We start from the raw sequence: 18,625 nt of genomic DNA, 5'->3' as shown, positions 1-18,625 counted from the left end.
GTCTATGATAGGGTGGTGCGCAGGCTATTCACCTGCGCACACAGTTTAATTACTGCCCAGCCTTCACGTTCACAACAGTTTTATTCATACTTGCCGCTAACTCTTTCATTCCGGCCGATGCTGAAATCTGTCCGGATTCAATTTTTTGCAATTCAGCAGCCCAATCTGTTGTTGTCTCAAAGAAGTCCGGTTGAGGAGTGAACTCGATTTTCGTATTATTAATTTGATCTTCAAATGTAGAGTAGTACCCTGTATTGTCCTTCAGTCGAGCTTGGAACTGCGGCATTTTCCAGATAGACTGACGAGCCGGGTTGACAAGGTCGGCATTTAGAGCTCCCCATGTATCGTGTTCTTTACCCGTAGCCCATTGCATGAATAACCATGCAGCGTCTTTATTCTTTGAATAGTTGTTCATTGCCAAAGACCAAATCCATTCATTGGATCCTTGTGTGGTTGCTCCCGTTGGCAGAGGAGCCGGAGCCCAAGCAATGTTGCCAGCTTCTTTGGATGCACCTTTTTGGTTTTGGAAGAATGCAGCAATGTCTGCATCATAGAGCATCGCAGCTTTACCAGCCCCTAAATCCGCCGAAGCTTGATACCACGTGTACGTCGACCAGGACGGCGGTCCGGCCTGCTTAATCATCTTTGTCCATAAATCGGTAAGTTGAATAGATTGAGGTGAGTCAACACCGCTGACTAGCTTTCCATTTTGAATCGTGAAGTCTTTCGCGCCGGCATTTGTGTAGGCGGACATATATCCAGGGTGGATTGTCGCCCAGCTGCGAGAACCGCGAACTGCGATACCGTAGGACCCAGGTCCATTCCAGCCGTTGAGTTTCACAGCATCTTGATACAATTCTTGAAGCGTTTTCGGAGGCGATAAGTGAAGTTTTGCAAACGCTTGCTTATTGTACTCAAGATCATACATTTCAAATCCCATAGGGATGGCCCATTGACTGCCTGTTCCTGCCGGATCTCCAGCTTTCAAATCCCACTTGTCACCATTTAACACTCCAGGAATAAAGTCGGAAATGTCATAATTGGAATTCGTGATACTTGAGTTATTAATGTATGGATCCAACTTTTGAATGTACCCCGCTGACGCGTATTCCCACATCTGATAGGAACCCGTCATAAAGACATCCGGGTTGCCATTGTGCGTGCTAAGATCTGTACTTACCTTGTCGAAGTAGCTGTCCTCGGGGACCTCAGTGTATTTCACGGTAATACCAGTTTGTTTTTCAAACTGGGGAAGTTGCTGAATAATTGCATCGGCATACGGGTGTTTGTCAAACAAAACATTAATCGTCGTTCCTTTGTCTCTTTGCCAATTAAAACTACCAGTAGCTTGCTTAGAGGAAGAACCTTGAGCTACCCCCGTTGAACCGCCACATCCAACAACAAGAGATGCCGTACCTAGAGCTGCAACACCTGTGAAAGCGGTTGCTCTAACCTTTCTCCAATGCATGTTTGACCCTCCTTTAAAATGCTGGTTTAATTAAATTATCCGACTTATGTGTAGATTTATTATTGTTCCGTTATGCTATTTTTGTCAACATTTATTTTCGATTTATTTCAGTATGATTGATATCGAAAAACGATTTCTTTTTCTTAAGCGAAAGAACTATATTTTGTGCTTTTTTGTGGGTTCCTTCATCAGAGCGAACTAAACTCTAGTCAACAAAACGTAATTTTTAATTTCGACGCAGTATATGAAAATTCTTTAGGGGCACTATTGTCCGTAAACAGATAATCTGATTCTTGTAATGAACCAAACCTCCCCACCGATGAACGATTAATCTTTGAGGAGTCAACGAGACAGTACCGCATTTTACTTCTAGTAAACAACAAATTCTTCAACTCTAATTCATAGAGGTCAAAATCCATCAATTCTCCATCTTGCGTAATCCCCCGGGCAGAGAAAAAATACTTTTCCGGATAAACACTGTCTAACAAGCTAGCCCCCAACACTCCCTCGACACTATTTTGATTCCGGATTGCCCCGCCGATCAAAAAGACATTGAGCTTTGGATTATCAACCAGTTCTTGCGCGGCCAACAGACTATAGGTAGTAATTGTCACAGTCTTATCGGAGCGTCGAATTAATTTCGCTAATTCCAAACAGGTTGAACTGGCATCTAATAAAATCGAATCATGATTTTTGATGTGCTCAAACGCCGCTGTAGCAATACGACTTTTTTCTGTTCGATGCATATTTAAACGATTTGCAAAACTTAAGCTTTCTTCGTCGGAAATAATTGCACCGCCGTGGGTTCTGTGCAACAATTTGCTCTGCTCCAACATTCGGAGATCTGTTCGAATCGTCACTTCAGAAACATCTAACTTTTGTGCGAGATCCGATACTGATGCTCTCGAATTTTGTTTGAGCAATTCCAGAATGGCACCCCTACGGTCTTCAGAGTATAGTTTTCCCATTTGCCCGTCTCCAATCATCCTATCCTAAGTTCTTATTCTTATTTAAAATACACACATTATTCAAAAAAACGAAAGTATGAACTTTCGATTGAAATTACAAAGCTCTAAAAATCTTCTAATATGTTTTCATTTTTAGCCCTTGACAGAGTAGTATATAAATTTTGATAATAAACAAAAGTAAACGAAAAATAAGTGTGAAAACTTTGGTTTGAGGAGACAATAAGTGATGACCCACGATTCTAACGATATCCGTTCGGAACTAACGAAGTATTCAACGAAAATCGTCGAAAAAAATCTCGTGGCCGGACCTGGCGGCAACATCAGCTTTCGAGTAAATGAGACTGTCCTCATCTCTCCTTCTGGTGCATCTTTGGATGAAATTACTCCGTCAGATTGGGTAGCTGTTGACCTTCATACAGGGGAAATTCTTTCGGGTGCGAGGCCGTCTTCAGAAGTGAACCTTCACTTGGAAATTTACCGGAAAAGGTTAGACGTAAACGCTATCATCCATACTCATGCTATTCATTGCATCGCTGTTAGCAGTGCGGGGCGGGACATTCCGCCGATGTTCGCTGACTTTGTCGCGATTGTAGGGGATGTCTCCTATTTGGAATATATTCTTCCTACCACAAATGATTTGGCGATAGCCGCCAATCAGGCGTTAGGTCAACGAAACGCTATCGTTCTACGGAACCACGGAGCGATTACCGTAGGCAGCACACTGAAAGAAGCCTATTCTAGAATGGAAATTCTCGAGGATGCTGCTGAAATTTATCATTTGTCCCTGCAGATGGGAACCCCCCGGGTTTTAACCGATGAAGAATGTTCGGATATTCTAAACTTAGAGTCTGAACGGTATCGAATGAATCTATTGAAAAAACCTCAGAGTTAGGAGCTAACCCAGTGTACGTCTTAGGAATTGATGTAGGCACCCAAGGAGCTAGGGTACATTTGGTCAATACTGCCGACGGGCAACTGGTGCTGAGTGACAGCGAGGACTTTCCTGGTGTCTCAACCACGGCAGCTCATGGCATGTTTGAACAGGATCCCCAGAAATGGATTACTGCGATGACTACCTGTCTCAAAAACATTGTTACAAGGCTCCCTGAGTTACATGTCGACGCAAAGGACATTGTTGCAATCTCTGCAACCTCTACATCTGGAACCATTGTACCGTTAGATAAAACCGGTGCTCCTCTTTCGCCTGCAGTGATGTACAGCGATTCAAGATCATCCCAGGAAGCCATTCGACTAAATCAACAAATGGAAAAGTTGGGGCTTGACCTAGGCGTTCAGTTCTCACCTTCCTATTCCCTGCCAAAGATTCTGTGGCACATGAACCAGCAGCCCGAGTGGCTTAACGATGTTTCCCTTTGGACGGATCCAACCAGTTATCTCCTCGGTTACTTAAGTGGAGAGTTTGTCTCTGATGAAACAAATGTACTGAAAATGGGTTATGACCTTGTGTTGAACAAATGGCCGTTTTCCCTTCTTGAATCTGTCGGCATCGAACCGAACGTATTACCGAAGGTGATAAAGTCCGGAACTGTCATTGGGTCAATTCGAGAATCCATTGCTCAAACGGTCGGTCTTTCGAAATCAACCCTTGTTGTCGGGGGCATGACAGACGGTTGCGCGTCTCAAGTGGCATCAGGAGCTGTGAATCCGGGCGAATGGAATTCTACGATAGGCACCACTCTTGTGATTAAAGGCGTCACGTTAACCCGCCCAACCGATCCCAATCATCTTGTTTATTCACACAAACACCCCAATGGCTACTGGATGCCCGGCGCTGCTAGCAATACAGGAGGCATCGCCATTTCGACAGACTTTTCCAATGGAGACCTTCCTGGTTTAAACCAGGATGTCCTGCACCATTCTCCATCGGGTTTGTTAATTTACCCCCTCAAATCCGCTGGGGAACGCTTTCCATTCTTAAAGCCGAATGCGATCGGTTTTATCAAAGGCTCCTTCTCATCGGATGTGCACCGATATGCAGGATATCTCGAAGGTATCAGTTTTATCGAAAAATTATCTTTTGAAAAAATCTCATCTTTAGTTTCAAATTTGATTTCAACTGTCCATGTTTCGGGAGGCAGCGCGAATAGCGTTCCCTGGCTGCAAATCCGTGCGGACGTACTAAATGCCGCTATTAAACGGACAAAAAACAGCTCTGGTGCAATGGGCGCAGCCATTCTTGCTGCTTCCAACACAGTCTACTCGAGTCTAGACTTAGCTGTGTCATCAATGGTCGTCCATGACTTATTCGTTACTCCAAGGTCCGAGTTTGTTCAGAAGTATGAGTACTGGTACGGGAAGTTCAAAGATGAATTAATCAACAGGGGCTACATTCAATCTTAGGGTAAATTAAGCATGGAAAACGGTTCATTCAAGGACGCCGCCAGACTACATTCTGGCGGCTCTCCCTTCCTTACCTTCCGCATCCACTAACCAGGAGTAAACAGTTAACGCGCAGACCTTACTCCAATGTCTTTGTGCCCATACAAGCATGCCACAGTATGATCAATGTTTTCTGAGTACTTTTTGTTTTTTACGATTTCTATTCCCCTCGTCATTCAGCATCGACTATGGGTCAAGCCCAGAACCGTCCATGTCGTACCCTTTACTACAATCAACCTAGCCTTGTTGAAACTAATTCATCCGTCCCTTAAGGTACTCGATGTCCTGTGAAAAAATTCCTGTCTCGGTCAAGTGAAAGCACAATCTAAACGTACCGGTCATATGTTCTCCTTGTTTTAATAGCCATTTTGTCCGTCCCCCAAATTCAAAACACAAATTGCCTCAATGGCAACTACCTATCTGAAAGTCGTTGAGTTACGGATCAACCCAGCGACAATTATCAGTTCGAATATTCTCTCCATTCAGACATGGAAATTGCGAGAAAAGCCATAGCAAAAGCGATAGGCTGCCTGTGACAGTTTTCTCCTAAAATCGCGTTTCCACAACTGTTAACTAACATAAATGTTGCAACCGATAATCCCCTTATCTTTTCCAAAACTGAATGTTACATCAAAAGGGGGATCGCCAAATCAGAAGCATGGTTGCGAATCAGGTTCAGTTGCAGTGGCTCTGCCTTTTCCGTTGGAAAAACACTCATCACGAAATTTTTCAAATACTGGTGTTACTCCACAGGCGATGCTTCCTTTTGTCACAATGTCGTCCATAATTTCACAACTCTTCTGTATCCCTGTTGTCTTTTTTCGAGATGTACGCACCTGATGCTCCAAATGCAGACCTCCACGTGTAGTGTGTACCCACGTCTTCTGTACGAAGCCGAAAGCTGCGCCAATAATTCCTTTCACTGCCTCGTCGAGATTTGCATCCGGCATCACAATCGTGTGAGTCTTTGCCCCCGCTAGAGACTGAACCCTCTTGCCGTTCGCAGCCGCCGTCTTGTATACATATTCTGCAACCGGTTGTGACCCGACGAAGGACACCGCCTTAATATCCGGATCTTCCAAAATACCATTACGGCATCATGCGCACCATGAACAATGTTGGAAGACTCCATCCGGAAGACCGGCTTCTTGAAACAACTCCGCTAGGCGATTCGCGACTTAACGAGAGCATCAGGGAAGCGAGTTTTCGGGTCGTCACAGGCGGCGATGAATGCTTCTTTCGCGGCCAAAGCCGGGTCAGTGAACGGGCAGATTGACCGTCGTGGGCGTCCAATACATTTACCTAGATATCGTTCATATGTAAAAGGGGATACTGATGCATTCCAAGGTGCTTTGTATGCCTTTCAGCGTCACATGCCTCTCGAAATTGCTCCAGACCTTATGAATAATTGGAGGTTCTTTTACGAGCGCAGCGTGGGGTGCGTTGGCATTTTGAAGGACTGGCTATACGACGCTCTTGACGCTGGATTACGTGAGGGCAAAGAACATCTGGACTACAGGTTTATCTGTGAATTTGCACTTTCCACGTCCCAATGTGAAAACATTCTTGAAGAAGTACGGAATCACGAGAATGATGAACGACTGTTTAATCCGACGGCTGAATCGAAAGTATATGCATCCATGATTTGGAGCCCGAATCCATTGCCACCTAAGGACCCTAGCGAAAATACTGAAAAACCAACTAATCGGAACACTAGTCCAGGCGTCAGAAAACCCACACGGGATCCAGTGGGGCAAAAGCAATGAAGCTCACGACCTGACCAAAATGGCACCTTCAGAACATGAATATAGTAATTCCTGAAATATTCATAGCACGACCGTGAAGGACCTGTAAATGCAAGCGGTGCAAGGGCTATAAGGGGATTTAGCGATTCACTCAAAAAGTGACGTGAGCACATAGGAAAAAAGCCCAACCTTTGGTAGTGTTAAGGTGTCTAAGCCAAACACATCAAAGGAGAGCTCTTCTATTGAAAAGCCTACAAGAGAATGTCATGAACTTCAACCCCAGGGTGAAAATGAATTTTGACGGCGGCGACTTGACCTCGGATGCTGGACTGCTCCTATACAAAGAATTCGATCACAAACTGGGCCTATCCGAAGCGGTAGAAGAACTGCTCGTGGTTCATGATTCGGTCTTTCATCGGGATCATCCAAATAGCGACGTGGTTCTTCAGAAACTGTATCAGCACATAGCTGGCTACCATACAGACGATCACGCAGATGATTTAGCTGTAGAGCCATTGCTAACTATGCTGCTGGGAAAGGAAAGCTTGGCCTCACAACCTACTTTGTCTCGTTTCAACGATAAAGCGGATATTGCGACTTCCAAATCTCTGGAGTGTGTGAATGAAACGTTGCAGCGTCGCGTGTACGCTATAAAACCCCAGAACCAATTCGTTTTTGATTTGGATTCCTCCAGCTTTGCTGCCTACGGAAAACAGCATGGAGCGAATTTCAATTACCACTACCAGCAACATGGATTTCATCCGTTGTTTTGCTTTGACGGTCTGACCGGTGATTGTCTGCGAGCAGAGCTTCGTGCAGGCAACGTATACACTTCCCGTCAAGTCGTCCGGTTTGTGGGACCAATTCTGAATCGATACGGTAGGCTGAACCCGGATAGCCTCATCGTCATTCGTGGCGATAGTGGGTTTGCCGTTCCAGGGCTGTTTGAGTTGGCGGAAACCAAGGGTCATAAATACGCCATCCGCCTCAAGTCAAACGCACGGCTACAGTCCATTGCGCAGGTCATGGCGGATCCATTACTAAACGCTGAAAGATTACACAAACGACAAGTCCATTACAGGGAATTCATGTATCAAGCATCCAGTTGGGAACATGCCCGCCGGGTGGTCGTGAAGATGGAACGTCCGGCTGGTGAACTGTTGTTTCAATTCACATTTATCGTGACCAATATGACGCTGCAGCCCAAGAACATCATTCGCTTTTACTGCCAGCGCGGTCATATGGAGAATTTCATCAAGGAAGCCAAAAATGGATTTGCGTGCGATAAGATGAGCAGTACAGACTTTGAAGCGAATGTCGTGAAACTCCAGTTAGCCATACTTGCGTATAACTTTAACAACTGGTTTCGCCGATTGTGTGTACCAGAGAAAATGCAATCAAGTCGGATGGAGACTTTGCGAACCAAACTGGTCAAAGTTGCGGGGAAGCTAGCTCACTCTGGCCGATACTGGACTTGGAAATTGTGCAGTTCGTGTGTGTATCGAAAAGAGTTCATTCAGACGCTTAAAAACGTAGCCGCATTACCGCGGTTCGGTTGAGATGATCCCGTCTGAATAACAACTGGAACAGACACGAGAGGTGAATACGGGATAGGTGCGTCTTCTCCTCAATCCATATTTATCCACACGTAACCCCACGGGAGACCATGGTCATGAAAGTCCAAGTCCAGACCTACGAGAACGAAAGTTCAATTGATCCTAGACCATTGTTTTCCTATATTCATCCATTTGTTACAAGCGGTTTACTTCGCTATGAATATTTCAGGTTAATTATTGACTGGAGGACAAATGATGAAAATTTTAAGTAAAGACACCGACTGTATTGAAATTCAGCCGTCTATACGCACAATCCGTATCGGTCAGGTATATAAGATCATGTTCAGCGAGGGAATGTTGGATATTGAGCCAGGTACAATACGGGTGCTCAAGTTCATCTCATACGAAGAAGTACCCACGGAGCACAGTGAGCCCTTTATGCAGGCGTTTGATGTAGAGCCAACTGATAAGAAAGAGTGCGCCGTTTCACCAGGCGCTAGATTGCCTCTTGTAAAGAGGAGAGGTTCGGAAGATCGACCACTGGGTCACCCATCCTACCTAAACGCGAAAGCGAGAGGGGAAAATAGCATGGTGGGAAAGCGCGAGACGAACCGAAGGCGTTTAGGGCGTTGTCGTGCAAGACCCGCGTGATATGGCGAAGACTACATTGTTTGAATCCTAGTCTCCAGCGATGGAAACGTCACATCTCCTGACACAACGCCTTAGAGCAGGGTCATCAGTATCGGGCGATCCGCCTTTCGTCGCCTTAACCTTCCGACCGATGAGCGGTGGACAGTGAGTTCACTTAAGGAGACGAACGGGACGCCTAAGTCACGCTAGATACGTCTAGTGCAATGGTAATGCGGGATTGCCTAAGGGGCGCGAGCCCTATGGTAACGGAGTGCCCATAGTAGTCGTGGGGGTTATGTCCCACCAAGGCGAGTGGGAAAGCCGCTTACAAGGCGAAGGGGCACAGGTGTCTTAGGCTCTCAAGACAGGGAGGTATGCGAAATGCAGAACGCCGAAACTGTACTTGGGGTCACTCATGACAGGACACTGGAGAGCTGGGTGCAGTGAAAGCGTGCGCCATGTCGTGCGCAGAAAGAATTGTCCGGTCACCGGACTAACGTCCTTGGAAATGCGTTAAGAACAACGCCTAACCTGAATCCGAAAGGAAGAGGGGACAAGAGCATGGTTGTAAAGCGTGGATGCCTTGAAGATGGTGTAGAAGCAGGCTGCGCAAGTTCTGTTCGATATGGTTAAAAGCTACACTGCCTGAACCTGAATGACCAGGGATGGAACCGCACATCTGGGGATACACCGTCTAAATACTCCCTACTTATCGCATATTCGGAATCTATTTTCGTCCGAGGAAATCCAAGGTGATAAGCCATTGAACAGTGAGTTCAAGCAAGGTCATGAGTGGGAACCTAAGTCGAGCTATTACGTTCTTCCTGCGCAAAACATGGGATTGCCTACAGGGGGAGACCCCTACGGTAACGGAGTCTTCATAGTATCCAAAGTGACTGTTGTAATGACGGTTGCACAGGCGGACTCTAATATGTGCCGCTGGATCAGTTGTACCGCCGAAAGGGTAACCAAGTATGCGGGAGATCAGGAGAAGGAAGACAGGTGGTTACGATATCCATCGCTTGGAGGTATGCGGAATGCAGAGAGCCGAAAAAGTGTTGGATATCATCAGCGACAGAGGCAAGCGAAAATTACCGTTGTATCGCATCTACCGTTTGCTCTACAACAAGGAACTGTTTCTTATCGCCTACAAAAATATTTACAGCAACAACGGCGAGATGACAAAGGGTGTGACAAACGAAACAGTCGACGGCATGTCTATCGCCAAGATTGATCGAATCATCGATCAATTGAAAAGGGAAGCCTATCGATTTAGACCTGTCAGACGCGAATACATCAAGAAGAAAGGCAGTAAGAAACAGCGTCCTCTCGGATTACCAACATGGTCGGACAAGTTACTTCAAGAAGTCATTCGGTTGATTTTGAATGCCTACTTCGACCCGCAATTCAGCGACACCTCGCATGGTTTTCGCTCCAACCGGGGCTGCCATACTGCACTTGACTCCATTCGAGCTAGGGACGGTTGGAAAAGTGTGAGATGGTTTGTTGAAGGCGATATTCGAGACTGTTTCGGTAGTATCGATCACAGCGTTCTACTCGGGCTCCTTGCAGAAAAAGTGAAAGACAATCGGTTCTTGAGGCTGATGGAACAGTTTCTGAAAAGCGGGTATTTGGAAGATTGGAAATATAACACTACCCTCAGCGGGTGTCCGCAGGGAGGGTTATCCAAAGCTTTGGATAATCCACCTTATCAAAAGTAAATCGTTATCCAAAGTAAACCTCGAAAAACCCTTGCTATTGCAGCATTCAGGCTCTGTTTACTTTGGATAACGTAGCTGTGTTAAAGCTTATCTAGCCAGGCGAGTAGACTCTCGTCTTGGCTCCATTCCGGTAAATCGGGTACGGTTGGACTGGGATACGCTGTCTCAAGGGCCTTGCGCTTCAGTTCTGTGTCTGCACGAGCGTAAATCTCAGTAGTCGAAATATCAACGTGGCCTAGTAGATCACGGATGTAAATTAGATTCACGCCTGCCTGTAGTAGATGCATGGCCTTTGTGTGTCGAAGAACATGTGGTGTTACGCGCTCTGGAATTGTCACGGATACCTCTCGTGCCCGGGAAACATATTTGTTCAAGATGAAGTTCACACCCTCGGTCGTTAGTTTTCCGTGCATCCGGTTCATAAAAAGTGGATTGTCCTGTGAGACATCCCGAAATAGATGGAATTCGTCCATGTACCGTTTTAATAAGGTGTGCGTGTTCGGCATGAGTGGAACTTGCCGCGTTTTGCGGCCTTTTCCGGTTAGGATCACGACTGGTGGGGCTTCCAATCGGACATCACGAACTTTGAGATCCACGAGTTCCTGTACTCTCGCCCCTGTGTCATATAGAAGAGAGAGCAGGGTTAGGTCGCGCCGACCACTTGCCTTCGACAAATCCGGTTGCGCCAGAATCAGCTTTAACGCGTCGGGGGTAAGGTGATTCACAGTTGGCTTTGCTGCCTTTTTCATTGGAATCGACAGCACCCGTTGGTATGACAATAAACCAACAGGGTCTTCAATCTGCGCGTACCGGCAGAATCCATGGATACAGGCCAGTCGTTGGTTTTGAGTAGTAGTTCCGTTGTGTCTCTCATGCCCGAGCCAATCGATGAAACCGACAATAAGCGGTTCATCAATATCCTTGAGAGCAAGCTTCTCAATCCTTAACTTCCGAACATCCTGGCAATACATGAGAAGCAGCCTGAAAGTGTCACGGTACGACCGAACCGTATTCGAGCTAACGTTTCGCCGGCCAGGAAGATAAGATGTGAGGTATTTGGATAGCATCTTTGCGAAATCAGTCGGCATCATGACCAGTTCCGTCGAGCATCGGTATGACATGACCAAAGGCGTCGCTTACCTTGGCTGTAATATCAGGATATAGCTCAGCGGTCAGCCTCAGATACTGGGACGTGTCACGAAACGAATGGTGTCCTAAATATGTCTTGAGGACAGGTAGGTAAGCAGCCAAATCTTTACCCTCAAGAACCCATCGTCTCAAACAATGAACCGCAAAGGTGTGACGAAAGTCGTGCACCCGGGGCCCTTTTCCCCAGCTCCCGTGAGAGATGCGCGCTTTCCAGAGGAACTTTCGGAAGTTCTTGTAGACGTTCCCCCTGGTTACTGCCTGTCCGTTAGGAGCGGGGAAAAAATAAGTGATTTCATCCGAAAATAAGTGAACGCGCTTCATGTAAGCTTCACAGCGCGCAACAAGTTCTGCTGACAGCGGAACCAAACGGTCCTTGTTCAATTTTCCATCCAGGATCGTCAACACACCACTCTGCAGATCAACGTCTTGGAGCCTAAGATTTAATGCCTCTGAAACACGCAGTCCACAGCCATACAACATACGGAACAGCAAGGGCATAATCCAGTGCCTGTGGGGTGCAAGAGACTGAACATGACAGGCATCGGTTTGTCTAAAAAATGCTGCAAGTTCTTTGTTGCTAAAAATATGCGGAACGTACCGTGGGCCTTTAGGGATGGTGTTCTTCGGAAGTATGTAGGCGTTAGCGCCGAGGCGATTCACATATACGGCAAGTTGCCGTACAACACCTACCCTGTTCCGTAAAGTGGACTGTGCTTCATTTGGGTGCTTTTGACTCCACGCAGTAACAAGTTCCTTAGATAACACCGGTTCTGTACATCCGTATTCCAGGCAGAATCGATCAAATTTGTACAATGTACGAGCGCAAGAGTCGTATTTGTAGCCCATGGCACGTTTTTTGCGAACTACACCCTCAATAAATTCGTGAACGGGACTGCTGTAAGTGAAGCCTGTCATCATTCGAACACCGCCTCAGGGTCTAGAGCACACTCGCGGAGTCTATCCACATCTACCTTGAGGTACACGGCCGTTGTATCTGAGTTCACATGGCCCAATATATCGGAGATGACTGACAGGGGCGTGTTTTCTTCGAGCAACCGGGTGGCTAGGGTGTGGCGTAGCGAATGCATGCCTCTCTTCTTTTTGGGGGACACCGAGATTTTGGCCATCTTCATATACTTGGTAATGATTTGGTGTAATCGATCTTCGTCCGAGAAGGGCTCTAATGGGGCGAGGTGACGAAGAAATACGTAAGGTGAGTCGACCTTGGGCCGTCCGTTTTTCAGATAATCAATAATCGCCCAACCGACATCGGGGAGAAGTGGGAGACCTAACATCCTGGACGTCTTCGACTGGACCAACTCAATTCGGTTGTCTCTCCATTTGAGATTCTCGAGTTTCAAGTGTTTTACATCCAAGGTTCGGATGCCCAGTCGTGCCACGAGGAGAATCATTGCATAGTCTCTTTTCCCCGCAGAACTGCCGCGGTCAATTACGCTCAATAACTTTGTTACCTGCTCCGGCGTCCAGACTGACGGAATACGCTGTTGCTTCCTCGACTGAAGGGCTGGCAGGCTGTCCTTCAAATCCTCGGTAAGAACACCAACGGTGTGAAGGAAACGTAAGAACGACCGTAGAGCACACAACTGCAATTCCACAAACTTAAAGCTATACCCCAGCAACGTGTTAATGTAGTCAGCTAAATGCCGAGGTTGAATATCCGAACAACTGAACACCCGTTGTGACTCCAAAAAGCTCAAAAACTTTTCGGCGATTCTCCTGTAGTGGTTTTGTGTAACCGTGGAGTATTCCTTCTGCCGACAATGGTTGGCGTAATCACTTAATGTCAGTTTCAACTCATCTGACTGCACTAGCTCTCGGTGCTTATAGTATCTTCGTAACACACTGCCGTGTTGCTGGAAGTCCCCTAGCATTCTCACAACTCGGCCAGCGTTAATAATAGACTGGGTCAGATCCCCGGTTCGTTCTAACTCGGAAAAATGGTATTCCTTGTCTAAAAAACGAATGCCGAGCTCTTCCCGGAAGTGGTCAGCCCCTTCGTCTTCAAGAAACTTTCCAATACGGCGCCACATTCTACGGTAATACTCAATTGACTTCTCGTTGTAATGCAGTCGATACAGCTCACTCTCAAGCCCAGCCACAAGTTCTGGAAAAGTTGGGTTGCCCATGTGCATTCCCCCAAAACGGTCTAGTGAGATGCCCGAAATTCCATCTCCCACAGCCATTTTGGTTCTCTGTATTATCCAAAGTAAATGAACTGCCAATCCTACCGTATCGCGCTTTTCCCGCGCTTACTTTGGATAACGATTTACTTTTGATAAGGTGGAATTTTGAGTCCTTTGCTGTCCAATATCTACATGGACAAGTTCGACCAGTTTATGGAGGAACATATTCTTCCTGCCTATAATCGCGGCCGCAAACGGGCAGAGAATACAGCCTACAAAGCGTTGCGAAAGCAGATGGAGAAGCACATGCGACATCAGGACTGGAAGAAGGTAAAGGAACTCCACAAACAAAGGCAATCCATACCTTCCAAAGATACGAACGACCCAACATTTAGACGACTGCACTATATTCGCTACGCAGACGACTGGCTACTCGGCTTTTCCGGCCCGAAACAGGAAGCGGCTAAGGTCAAAGAAGAAATTAAAATCTTCCTTGCAGAGCGGCTCAAGCTGACACTTAGCGAAGAGAAAACCTTGATTACCCATGCGAAAACGGAAAGAGCACGATTCCTCGGCTATGACATCCATGTACTGCAACAGGATGCGAAACATGACGGGCGAGGGCAACGCAGCATTAATGGGGCAATCGGATTTCGCGTTCCGGACGAGAAGATGAAGGACAAAGCAAGACAGTATATGAAAGGTGGAAAACCGACCCATCGGAAGGAGAGGACGGTCAGTTCCGATTTCGATATTATCGCTCAATATCAGTCCGAATTCCGTGGGTTCGCCCAATACTATCTGCTTGCTTATAATGCTCATCAGCTACATGGTCTCAAGAGAACAATGGAATTGTCTTTAGCACGTACCCTCGCGAATAAATATAAAACGACGGTCAACAAAATCTTCAATAAATACCAAACCACACGTGAAACGGACGGACAAAGTTACAAGGTACTTCAAACGGAAGTGGAACGGGTGGGTAAAAAGCCGTTAGTCGCATACTTCGGAGGGTTTAAGCTCGGATTCAAGAAAGACGCTGTTATTGAGGATACATTACCCACAGGAAAGGTATACAGCATCAAGAGTCAACTTATTGACCGTCTGCTTAAGGACACGTGTGAACTGTGCGAATCCAGAGGGAACATTGAAATGCATCACGTAAAGAAGCTAAAAGACCTCGAAAAAAACGGTAGAAAAGAAAAACCTGAATGGATGACACGAATGATAGCGATGAGAAGAAAAACACTCGCCGTATGTCACGAATGCCATTCAAGCATCCATTCAGGTAAATATAACGGTAAGAGAGTAACGACCGCTAATGTCGATTGACGGTTAATCACTGGCGAGCGGAGTGCACAGGAAACTTGCATGCTCCGTTCTGAGAGGGGCGATTGGAACAGTGCATCTTCGGATTGCAACTCGCTGGTCGCCTACTCTACTGCAAGCCCGGTTCGGAGGGGGACCGACGGAAAAGGGCTTCTCTTTAGTACCTCGTCGGCGGTCTACCCTACTCTCCCTGCCTGGATTCAAGAGGGACGTGAGACCATGATATCCCAACCATGGGTAGTTTATCAGTACGATAAAAGCGATGAAGTATGGTACCCTCCCCTTGAGGAATTTGTAAGCCACACCATTCACTATTAAGTTGTATACGCGTGTTCATGCGTGTGTAATGGAAAACGATGATATCCGTTGTTTTTAAACCATCATCTATAGCGCGAATTGCCCCGTGTCCATTAAAGGCACGGGGCTTTTTATTGTCAAATAAACACCACTCCGAAAAGAGGGAAATCGTATGAAACACATTCAAACCCAAGAGGATTTGAAAAATCTTAAGTCTCACCTGCCCCGATCCTATTACCAAGTGATCGAGGCGTACTTCATGGAATTAATGGAGGCGTCATATCAACCAGAGAATGATGAAGACTTCGAGTTCATACTCGACAGCGGTCACATCGTCATCATTGAGGCAACTGACAACCAGGAATCCTTACAACCCCTTCTCACCTCTTGGCCTGAATACGCACAACTCATTCAGCTCGATGACGGTAGTGAAGAAATGTGGAAGATTGTATGTCTATTCGATAACGACCACATTATGAGCTACTTCACAATCCAAGGCCTACACCCAACAGTCGATGAATTAGCTGAACGCCACATGGAATCAGATTATTAATCCATATATAAAGGAGACTAAACAGGATGAATACGAATTCAAATCAAGTATTGTATGGAGAAAATTCTTTTGAAAAACGCAAAACCACTAAACAAATACCTACCAAACGGATTGACATCGTCTCCCTTCGGCTTGTCCGGGAATCATCTATCACCTACCCCACACGAAAAATCCGATTCGCCGAGGATGCTGCTGAACTTTTCCGACCTTTACTTGAGAACAGCGATCGGGAGAAGTTTATCTGCATGAACTTAGGCACCAAGCATGAACCGACCAGTATCATTATCTGTTCCGTGGGTACACTCGATGCCACCATCGTCCATCCTCGTGATGTGCTTAAGTCTGCCTGCATTTCAAACGCGTCTGGAATTATCGTCGCGCACAATCACCCTTCTGGAGATCCAACGCCGAGCAATGAAGACATAGCGGTCACAAAACGTCTGAACGATGCCTGTAACATTCTAGGAATCGATTTTCTCGACCATCTTGTGATTGGCTCCAATGGTCGGTTTGAGTCCATTCGGCAAAGGGGCTGGGTTTGACAATGGCGGAACCGAAGGGTCTCGGTAAAAAATACGCAACGCGAACCATCGCGGAAGAATTAGAGTGGCCATTACAAAAAACTCTTTGGGACCTTATTGCCTCCCTAGCACAAAACCCCAAAGTAAGTGGCTTGGACTATCTGCAAATCTTTGATCTACAGTCGGTTACATCAACACCTGGCTTTAATCAGCGGATTACTCATCGACAAGAGCAGCCACCCTACCAGGCCAACTATCAGATAAATGTGAACAAGTCAATCGACGCGAAGATATACGTTCATGTCGACATTGATACCGATGCAGCGACCATGATGTTCGCTAATGAGTGGTAATTTAGTAGGTAAACTGTAATGAGAGGTGGTCAAATATCTCTGACCACCTCTTTTTTTGATATTTATTTAGGGGCTGCTGAATGATCTATGCAACAACCTTGCTTATGTCGAAATCCGTTCCGAAGAGTTCATCGAGTATGAGCCAAAAAAGAAGCCGTAACCTCTTCTCAAGGTTCAATACCAGTAGTTGGATGGCAATAACCGTCTCGCTCGTCTGACGAAGGCGTGCTCGAATCAGGCCAAGCCCGTAGATTCGCTTGCCTTCTCCGAATTTTCCTTCCACGGCATTCCGCTCGCCCATGTCCTGCCGTTCCATTTTCTTTTGCTCAGGGTCCGTCTGCTTGGGCGGTCGTCCGAGTTTCGGACCGCTCAGCCGGATTCCGTGGTCCTTGCAGTACTTGAGATTCTCCCGCGTTCGATAGATTTTGTCCGCCAAGATGGCCTCCGGGTAGTATCCGAAGCGTTCTTGGTAGCGCTCCACCGACTCTATCAGCGTCGTGCCTTCATTGAAACTGTCCCAACCGATCTCCTCCAGCAAGGTGTATCCATTGACCACACTGATGGCCAATTTTGGACCGAACTCCACATTCGCCTTTGCCTTTCCACGTACAATCGGCCGAACATCAGGCTGTACGATACTCACGATCCGGTCGCTCACCCGATGGTTACGCAATCGATACATTTCTCGTTGTTGACGATACAACTCACCAATGACCAAGAGGTCACGGTATTGTCGCCGCGAGAGTGCTGTTAGCGGAGTGTGTTGGACGAGTTGTTTAATAAATCTCAAGTCCCTCGCCACGTAACGCAATTGTCGCCCAACGGCTCTGCGAATCTCTGAGCGACCTGGCTTGCGGTTCTTTGCAGTTCTCAGATAGTCCCGGCGTGCTTGACGACGTCGGTCTCTCGGCTTCTTCATTTCGCCTTTGTGCGGCGCATGGAGCGTGTCAAGGATATCCTCCAACTTCTCACGCGCTTTGTTCAACAACGACAAGTCAGTTGGGTAGGCCACGTCTGCTGGTGTACAGGTTGCATCCAGGATGAGCTTTCCTTGATGGGTTGGTGGCTCCTGAACTTCAGATTGCGATCCACCGTTTGCATCGAACTTTCCAGATTCCCTAGGAGGTTCGTCCCTGTTCTCGTCGTCGTCCCCATTCTGTTCTTCCTGCAATCCGGCTTGCACAATCCATTCATTGACTTGGTTGATGATATCGGGACCCAATCGCTTGCGAAAATACGTCAGAAGAGAGGGATCAAAAGGTGGTTCCTCTTGATACGCCTCAAGACCAATGAAGTACTGCAGGTACGGGTTTTCCGTGATGTGCTGGACCAAGTGACGATCCGAAAAACCTTCTCGTTCCTGAATGATTAGCGCGCCAAGCGCCATCCGAACGGAGACGGCCCGTCCGCCTCGAAGATCTCTGCTAAAGTGTTTGCTGTATTCCTGTTCCACACGTCGCCACGGAATGATATATGAAAGTTGAACCCAGCGATTGTCTTCGCTAAGTCGGCCACCAAACGGTAGGAAGAAGTCTCCGGGAAGTATCTGTTGGTCCTGATGATTCGCGTACAATTACAGACCTCCAAGTGCACGGTTTTTCGCCTGTTCCGCTCGAAATCCATACACTTTATTTCGACAATTGGCACGCGAAATCCTTGCTACGATTAGACTCCCATGCCGCCGGGGCGGCACCAGCAGAAGGATGAGAATGCCTTTGTGTTGAATGATTTTTTGGTGGCTGGCGAAGGCAGGTCGTCACTCCTTGGTGCCTCGAGCCCGCTGATTAGACT

The 18,625-nt window shown here is 46.8% G+C and carries 15 protein-coding genes and 2 pseudogenes; 10 read left to right on the top strand and 7 right to left on the bottom strand.

Annotated elements, in window-relative coordinates:
• Window positions 1–49 precede the first annotated feature (49 nt).
• Both NZD86_RS10420 and NZD86_RS10415 read right to left on the bottom strand, forming a co-directional pair.
• Complete coding sequence (locus NZD86_RS10420) at window positions 50–1,468, bottom strand: ABC transporter substrate-binding protein (protein WP_268046449.1); 1,419 nt, start codon at window positions 1,466–1,468, stop codon at window positions 50–52.
• Between the two features lie 209 nt (window positions 1,469–1,677).
• A complete protein-coding gene (locus NZD86_RS10415) occupies window positions 1,678–2,436 on the bottom strand; it encodes a DeoR/GlpR family DNA-binding transcription regulator (protein ID WP_268046448.1) in 759 nt (252 codons plus the stop codon).
• A gap of 226 nt (window positions 2,437–2,662) precedes the next feature.
• Between NZD86_RS10415 and NZD86_RS10410 the strand changes: the two genes are divergently transcribed.
• Together NZD86_RS10410 and NZD86_RS10405 are read left to right on the top strand one after the other, a co-directional pair.
• Window positions 2,663–3,328, top strand: coding sequence for a class II aldolase/adducin family protein (locus NZD86_RS10410; protein ID WP_268046447.1), 666 nt, complete (start codon window positions 2,663–2,665; stop codon window positions 3,326–3,328).
• Between the two features lie 11 nt (window positions 3,329–3,339).
• Window positions 3,340–4,797, top strand: coding sequence for an FGGY-family carbohydrate kinase (locus NZD86_RS10405; protein WP_268046446.1), 1,458 nt, complete (start codon window positions 3,340–3,342; stop codon window positions 4,795–4,797).
• A gap of 932 nt (window positions 4,798–5,729) precedes the next feature.
• Here the strand turns inward: NZD86_RS10405 and NZD86_RS10400 are convergent.
• Window positions 5,730–6,014, bottom strand: a pseudogene (locus NZD86_RS10400) (aldehyde dehydrogenase family protein); the annotation flags it as partial.
• A 48-nt stretch (window positions 6,015–6,062) separates the two neighbouring features.
• Here NZD86_RS10400 and NZD86_RS10395 point away from each other — a divergent pair.
• From NZD86_RS10395 to NZD86_RS10380, 4 genes and pseudogenes are all read left to right on the top strand, one after another.
• Window positions 6,063–6,602, top strand: a complete 540-nt coding sequence (locus NZD86_RS10395; RefSeq protein ID WP_268046445.1) for a hypothetical protein — start codon at window positions 6,063–6,065, stop codon at window positions 6,600–6,602.
• A gap of 245 nt (window positions 6,603–6,847) precedes the next feature.
• Window positions 6,848–8,140, top strand: coding sequence for an IS1380 family transposase (locus NZD86_RS10390; protein ID WP_268046444.1), 1,293 nt, complete (start codon window positions 6,848–6,850; stop codon window positions 8,138–8,140).
• 252 nt (window positions 8,141–8,392) lie between these two features.
• Window positions 8,393–8,788, top strand: coding sequence for a hypothetical protein (locus tag NZD86_RS10385; RefSeq protein WP_268046443.1), 396 nt, complete (start codon window positions 8,393–8,395; stop codon window positions 8,786–8,788).
• 1,016 nt (window positions 8,789–9,804) lie between these two features.
• A pseudogene (locus tag NZD86_RS10380) lies at window positions 9,805–10,470 on the top strand (reverse transcriptase domain-containing protein); the annotation flags it as partial.
• 98 nt (window positions 10,471–10,568) lie between these two features.
• Here NZD86_RS10380 and NZD86_RS10375 read toward each other — a convergent pair.
• From NZD86_RS10375 to NZD86_RS10365, 3 genes are read right to left on the bottom strand one after another with little or no spacing between them, the layout of a single operon-like run.
• On the bottom strand, window positions 10,569–11,555 hold the full coding sequence (locus NZD86_RS10375) for a tyrosine-type recombinase/integrase (protein WP_268046441.1): 987 nt from the start codon (window positions 11,553–11,555) through the stop codon (window positions 10,569–10,571).
• Window positions 11,556–11,565: 10 nt separating this feature from the next.
• Window positions 11,566–12,555, bottom strand: a complete 990-nt coding sequence (locus tag NZD86_RS10370; protein ID WP_268046440.1) for a tyrosine-type recombinase/integrase — start codon at window positions 12,553–12,555, stop codon at window positions 11,566–11,568.
• Window positions 12,552–13,784: a site-specific integrase gene (locus NZD86_RS10365; protein WP_268046439.1), complete on the bottom strand. Its 1,233-nt coding sequence runs from the start codon at window positions 13,782–13,784 to the stop codon at window positions 12,552–12,554. Before NZD86_RS10365 ends, NZD86_RS10370 begins: the two co-directional genes overlap by 4 nt.
• Before the next feature lie 162 nt (window positions 13,785–13,946).
• Here NZD86_RS10365 and NZD86_RS10360 point away from each other — a divergent pair, with 162 nt between their 5' ends.
• The 4 genes from NZD86_RS10360 (at window position 13,947) to NZD86_RS10345 (ending at window position 16,834) form a co-directional block, all read left to right on the top strand.
• Window positions 13,947–15,113 (top strand): HNH endonuclease, encoded by a 1,167-nt coding sequence (locus tag NZD86_RS10360; protein WP_326492653.1) that lies wholly within the window; start codon window positions 13,947–13,949, stop codon window positions 15,111–15,113.
• Window positions 15,114–15,579: 466 nt separating this feature from the next.
• Window positions 15,580–15,960 carry a hypothetical protein gene (locus tag NZD86_RS10355; RefSeq protein WP_268046438.1) on the top strand — a complete coding sequence of 127 codons (381 nt, stop codon included), beginning with the start codon at window positions 15,580–15,582 and terminating at the stop codon, window positions 15,958–15,960.
• A 26-nt stretch (window positions 15,961–15,986) separates the two neighbouring features.
• Window positions 15,987–16,502: a JAB domain-containing protein gene (locus tag NZD86_RS10350; protein WP_268046437.1), complete on the top strand. Its 516-nt coding sequence runs from the start codon at window positions 15,987–15,989 to the stop codon at window positions 16,500–16,502.
• A gap of 2 nt (window positions 16,503–16,504) precedes the next feature.
• A complete protein-coding gene (locus tag NZD86_RS10345) occupies window positions 16,505–16,834 on the top strand; it encodes a DUF960 family protein (RefSeq protein WP_268046436.1) in 330 nt (109 codons plus the stop codon).
• Window positions 16,835–16,919: 85 nt separating this feature from the next.
• Here the strand turns inward: NZD86_RS10345 and NZD86_RS10340 are convergent, their stop codons facing one another.
• Window positions 16,920–18,407, bottom strand: a complete 1,488-nt coding sequence (locus NZD86_RS10340) for an IS5 family transposase (RefSeq protein ID WP_021295996.1) — start codon at window positions 18,405–18,407, stop codon at window positions 16,920–16,922.
• Window positions 18,408–18,625 lie beyond the last annotated feature (218 nt).

This window comes from Alicyclobacillus dauci (assembly GCF_026651605.1).
In the GTDB taxonomy this organism is placed as follows: Bacteria; Bacillota; Bacilli; order Alicyclobacillales; family Alicyclobacillaceae; genus Alicyclobacillus; species Alicyclobacillus dauci.
Note: the sequence above shows the minus strand (reverse complement) of the source record. Positions and strands in the feature narration are given on the sequence as shown.

Bases quoted from the DNA above. Each gene is read 5' to 3' on its own strand.
- NZD86_RS10390 (WP_268046444.1), top strand. From the start codon at position 6,848: ATGAACTTCAACCCCAGGGTGAAAATGAATTTTGACGGCGGCGACTTG.
- NZD86_RS10365 (WP_268046439.1), bottom strand. From the start codon at position 13,784: ATGGGCAACCCAACTTTTCCAGAACTTGTGGCTGGGCTTGAGAGTGAG.
- NZD86_RS10410 (WP_268046447.1), top strand. From the start codon at position 2,663: ATGACCCACGATTCTAACGATATCCGTTCGGAACTAACGAAGTATTCA.
- NZD86_RS10395 (WP_268046445.1), top strand. From the start codon at position 6,063: ATGAATGCTTCTTTCGCGGCCAAAGCCGGGTCAGTGAACGGGCAGATT.
- NZD86_RS10415 (WP_268046448.1), bottom strand. From the start codon at position 2,436: ATGGGAAAACTATACTCTGAAGACCGTAGGGGTGCCATTCTGGAATTG.
- NZD86_RS10345 (WP_268046436.1), top strand. From the start codon at position 16,505: ATGGCGGAACCGAAGGGTCTCGGTAAAAAATACGCAACGCGAACCATC.
- NZD86_RS10355 (WP_268046438.1), top strand. From the start codon at position 15,580: ATGAAACACATTCAAACCCAAGAGGATTTGAAAAATCTTAAGTCTCAC.
- NZD86_RS10420 (WP_268046449.1), bottom strand. From the start codon at position 1,468: ATGCATTGGAGAAAGGTTAGAGCAACCGCTTTCACAGGTGTTGCAGCT.
- NZD86_RS10385 (WP_268046443.1), top strand. From the start codon at position 8,393: ATGAAAATTTTAAGTAAAGACACCGACTGTATTGAAATTCAGCCGTCT.
- NZD86_RS10350 (WP_268046437.1), top strand. From the start codon at position 15,987: ATGAATACGAATTCAAATCAAGTATTGTATGGAGAAAATTCTTTTGAA.
- NZD86_RS10370 (WP_268046440.1), bottom strand. From the start codon at position 12,555: ATGATGACAGGCTTCACTTACAGCAGTCCCGTTCACGAATTTATTGAG.
- NZD86_RS10375 (WP_268046441.1), bottom strand. From the start codon at position 11,555: ATGCTATCCAAATACCTCACATCTTATCTTCCTGGCCGGCGAAACGTT.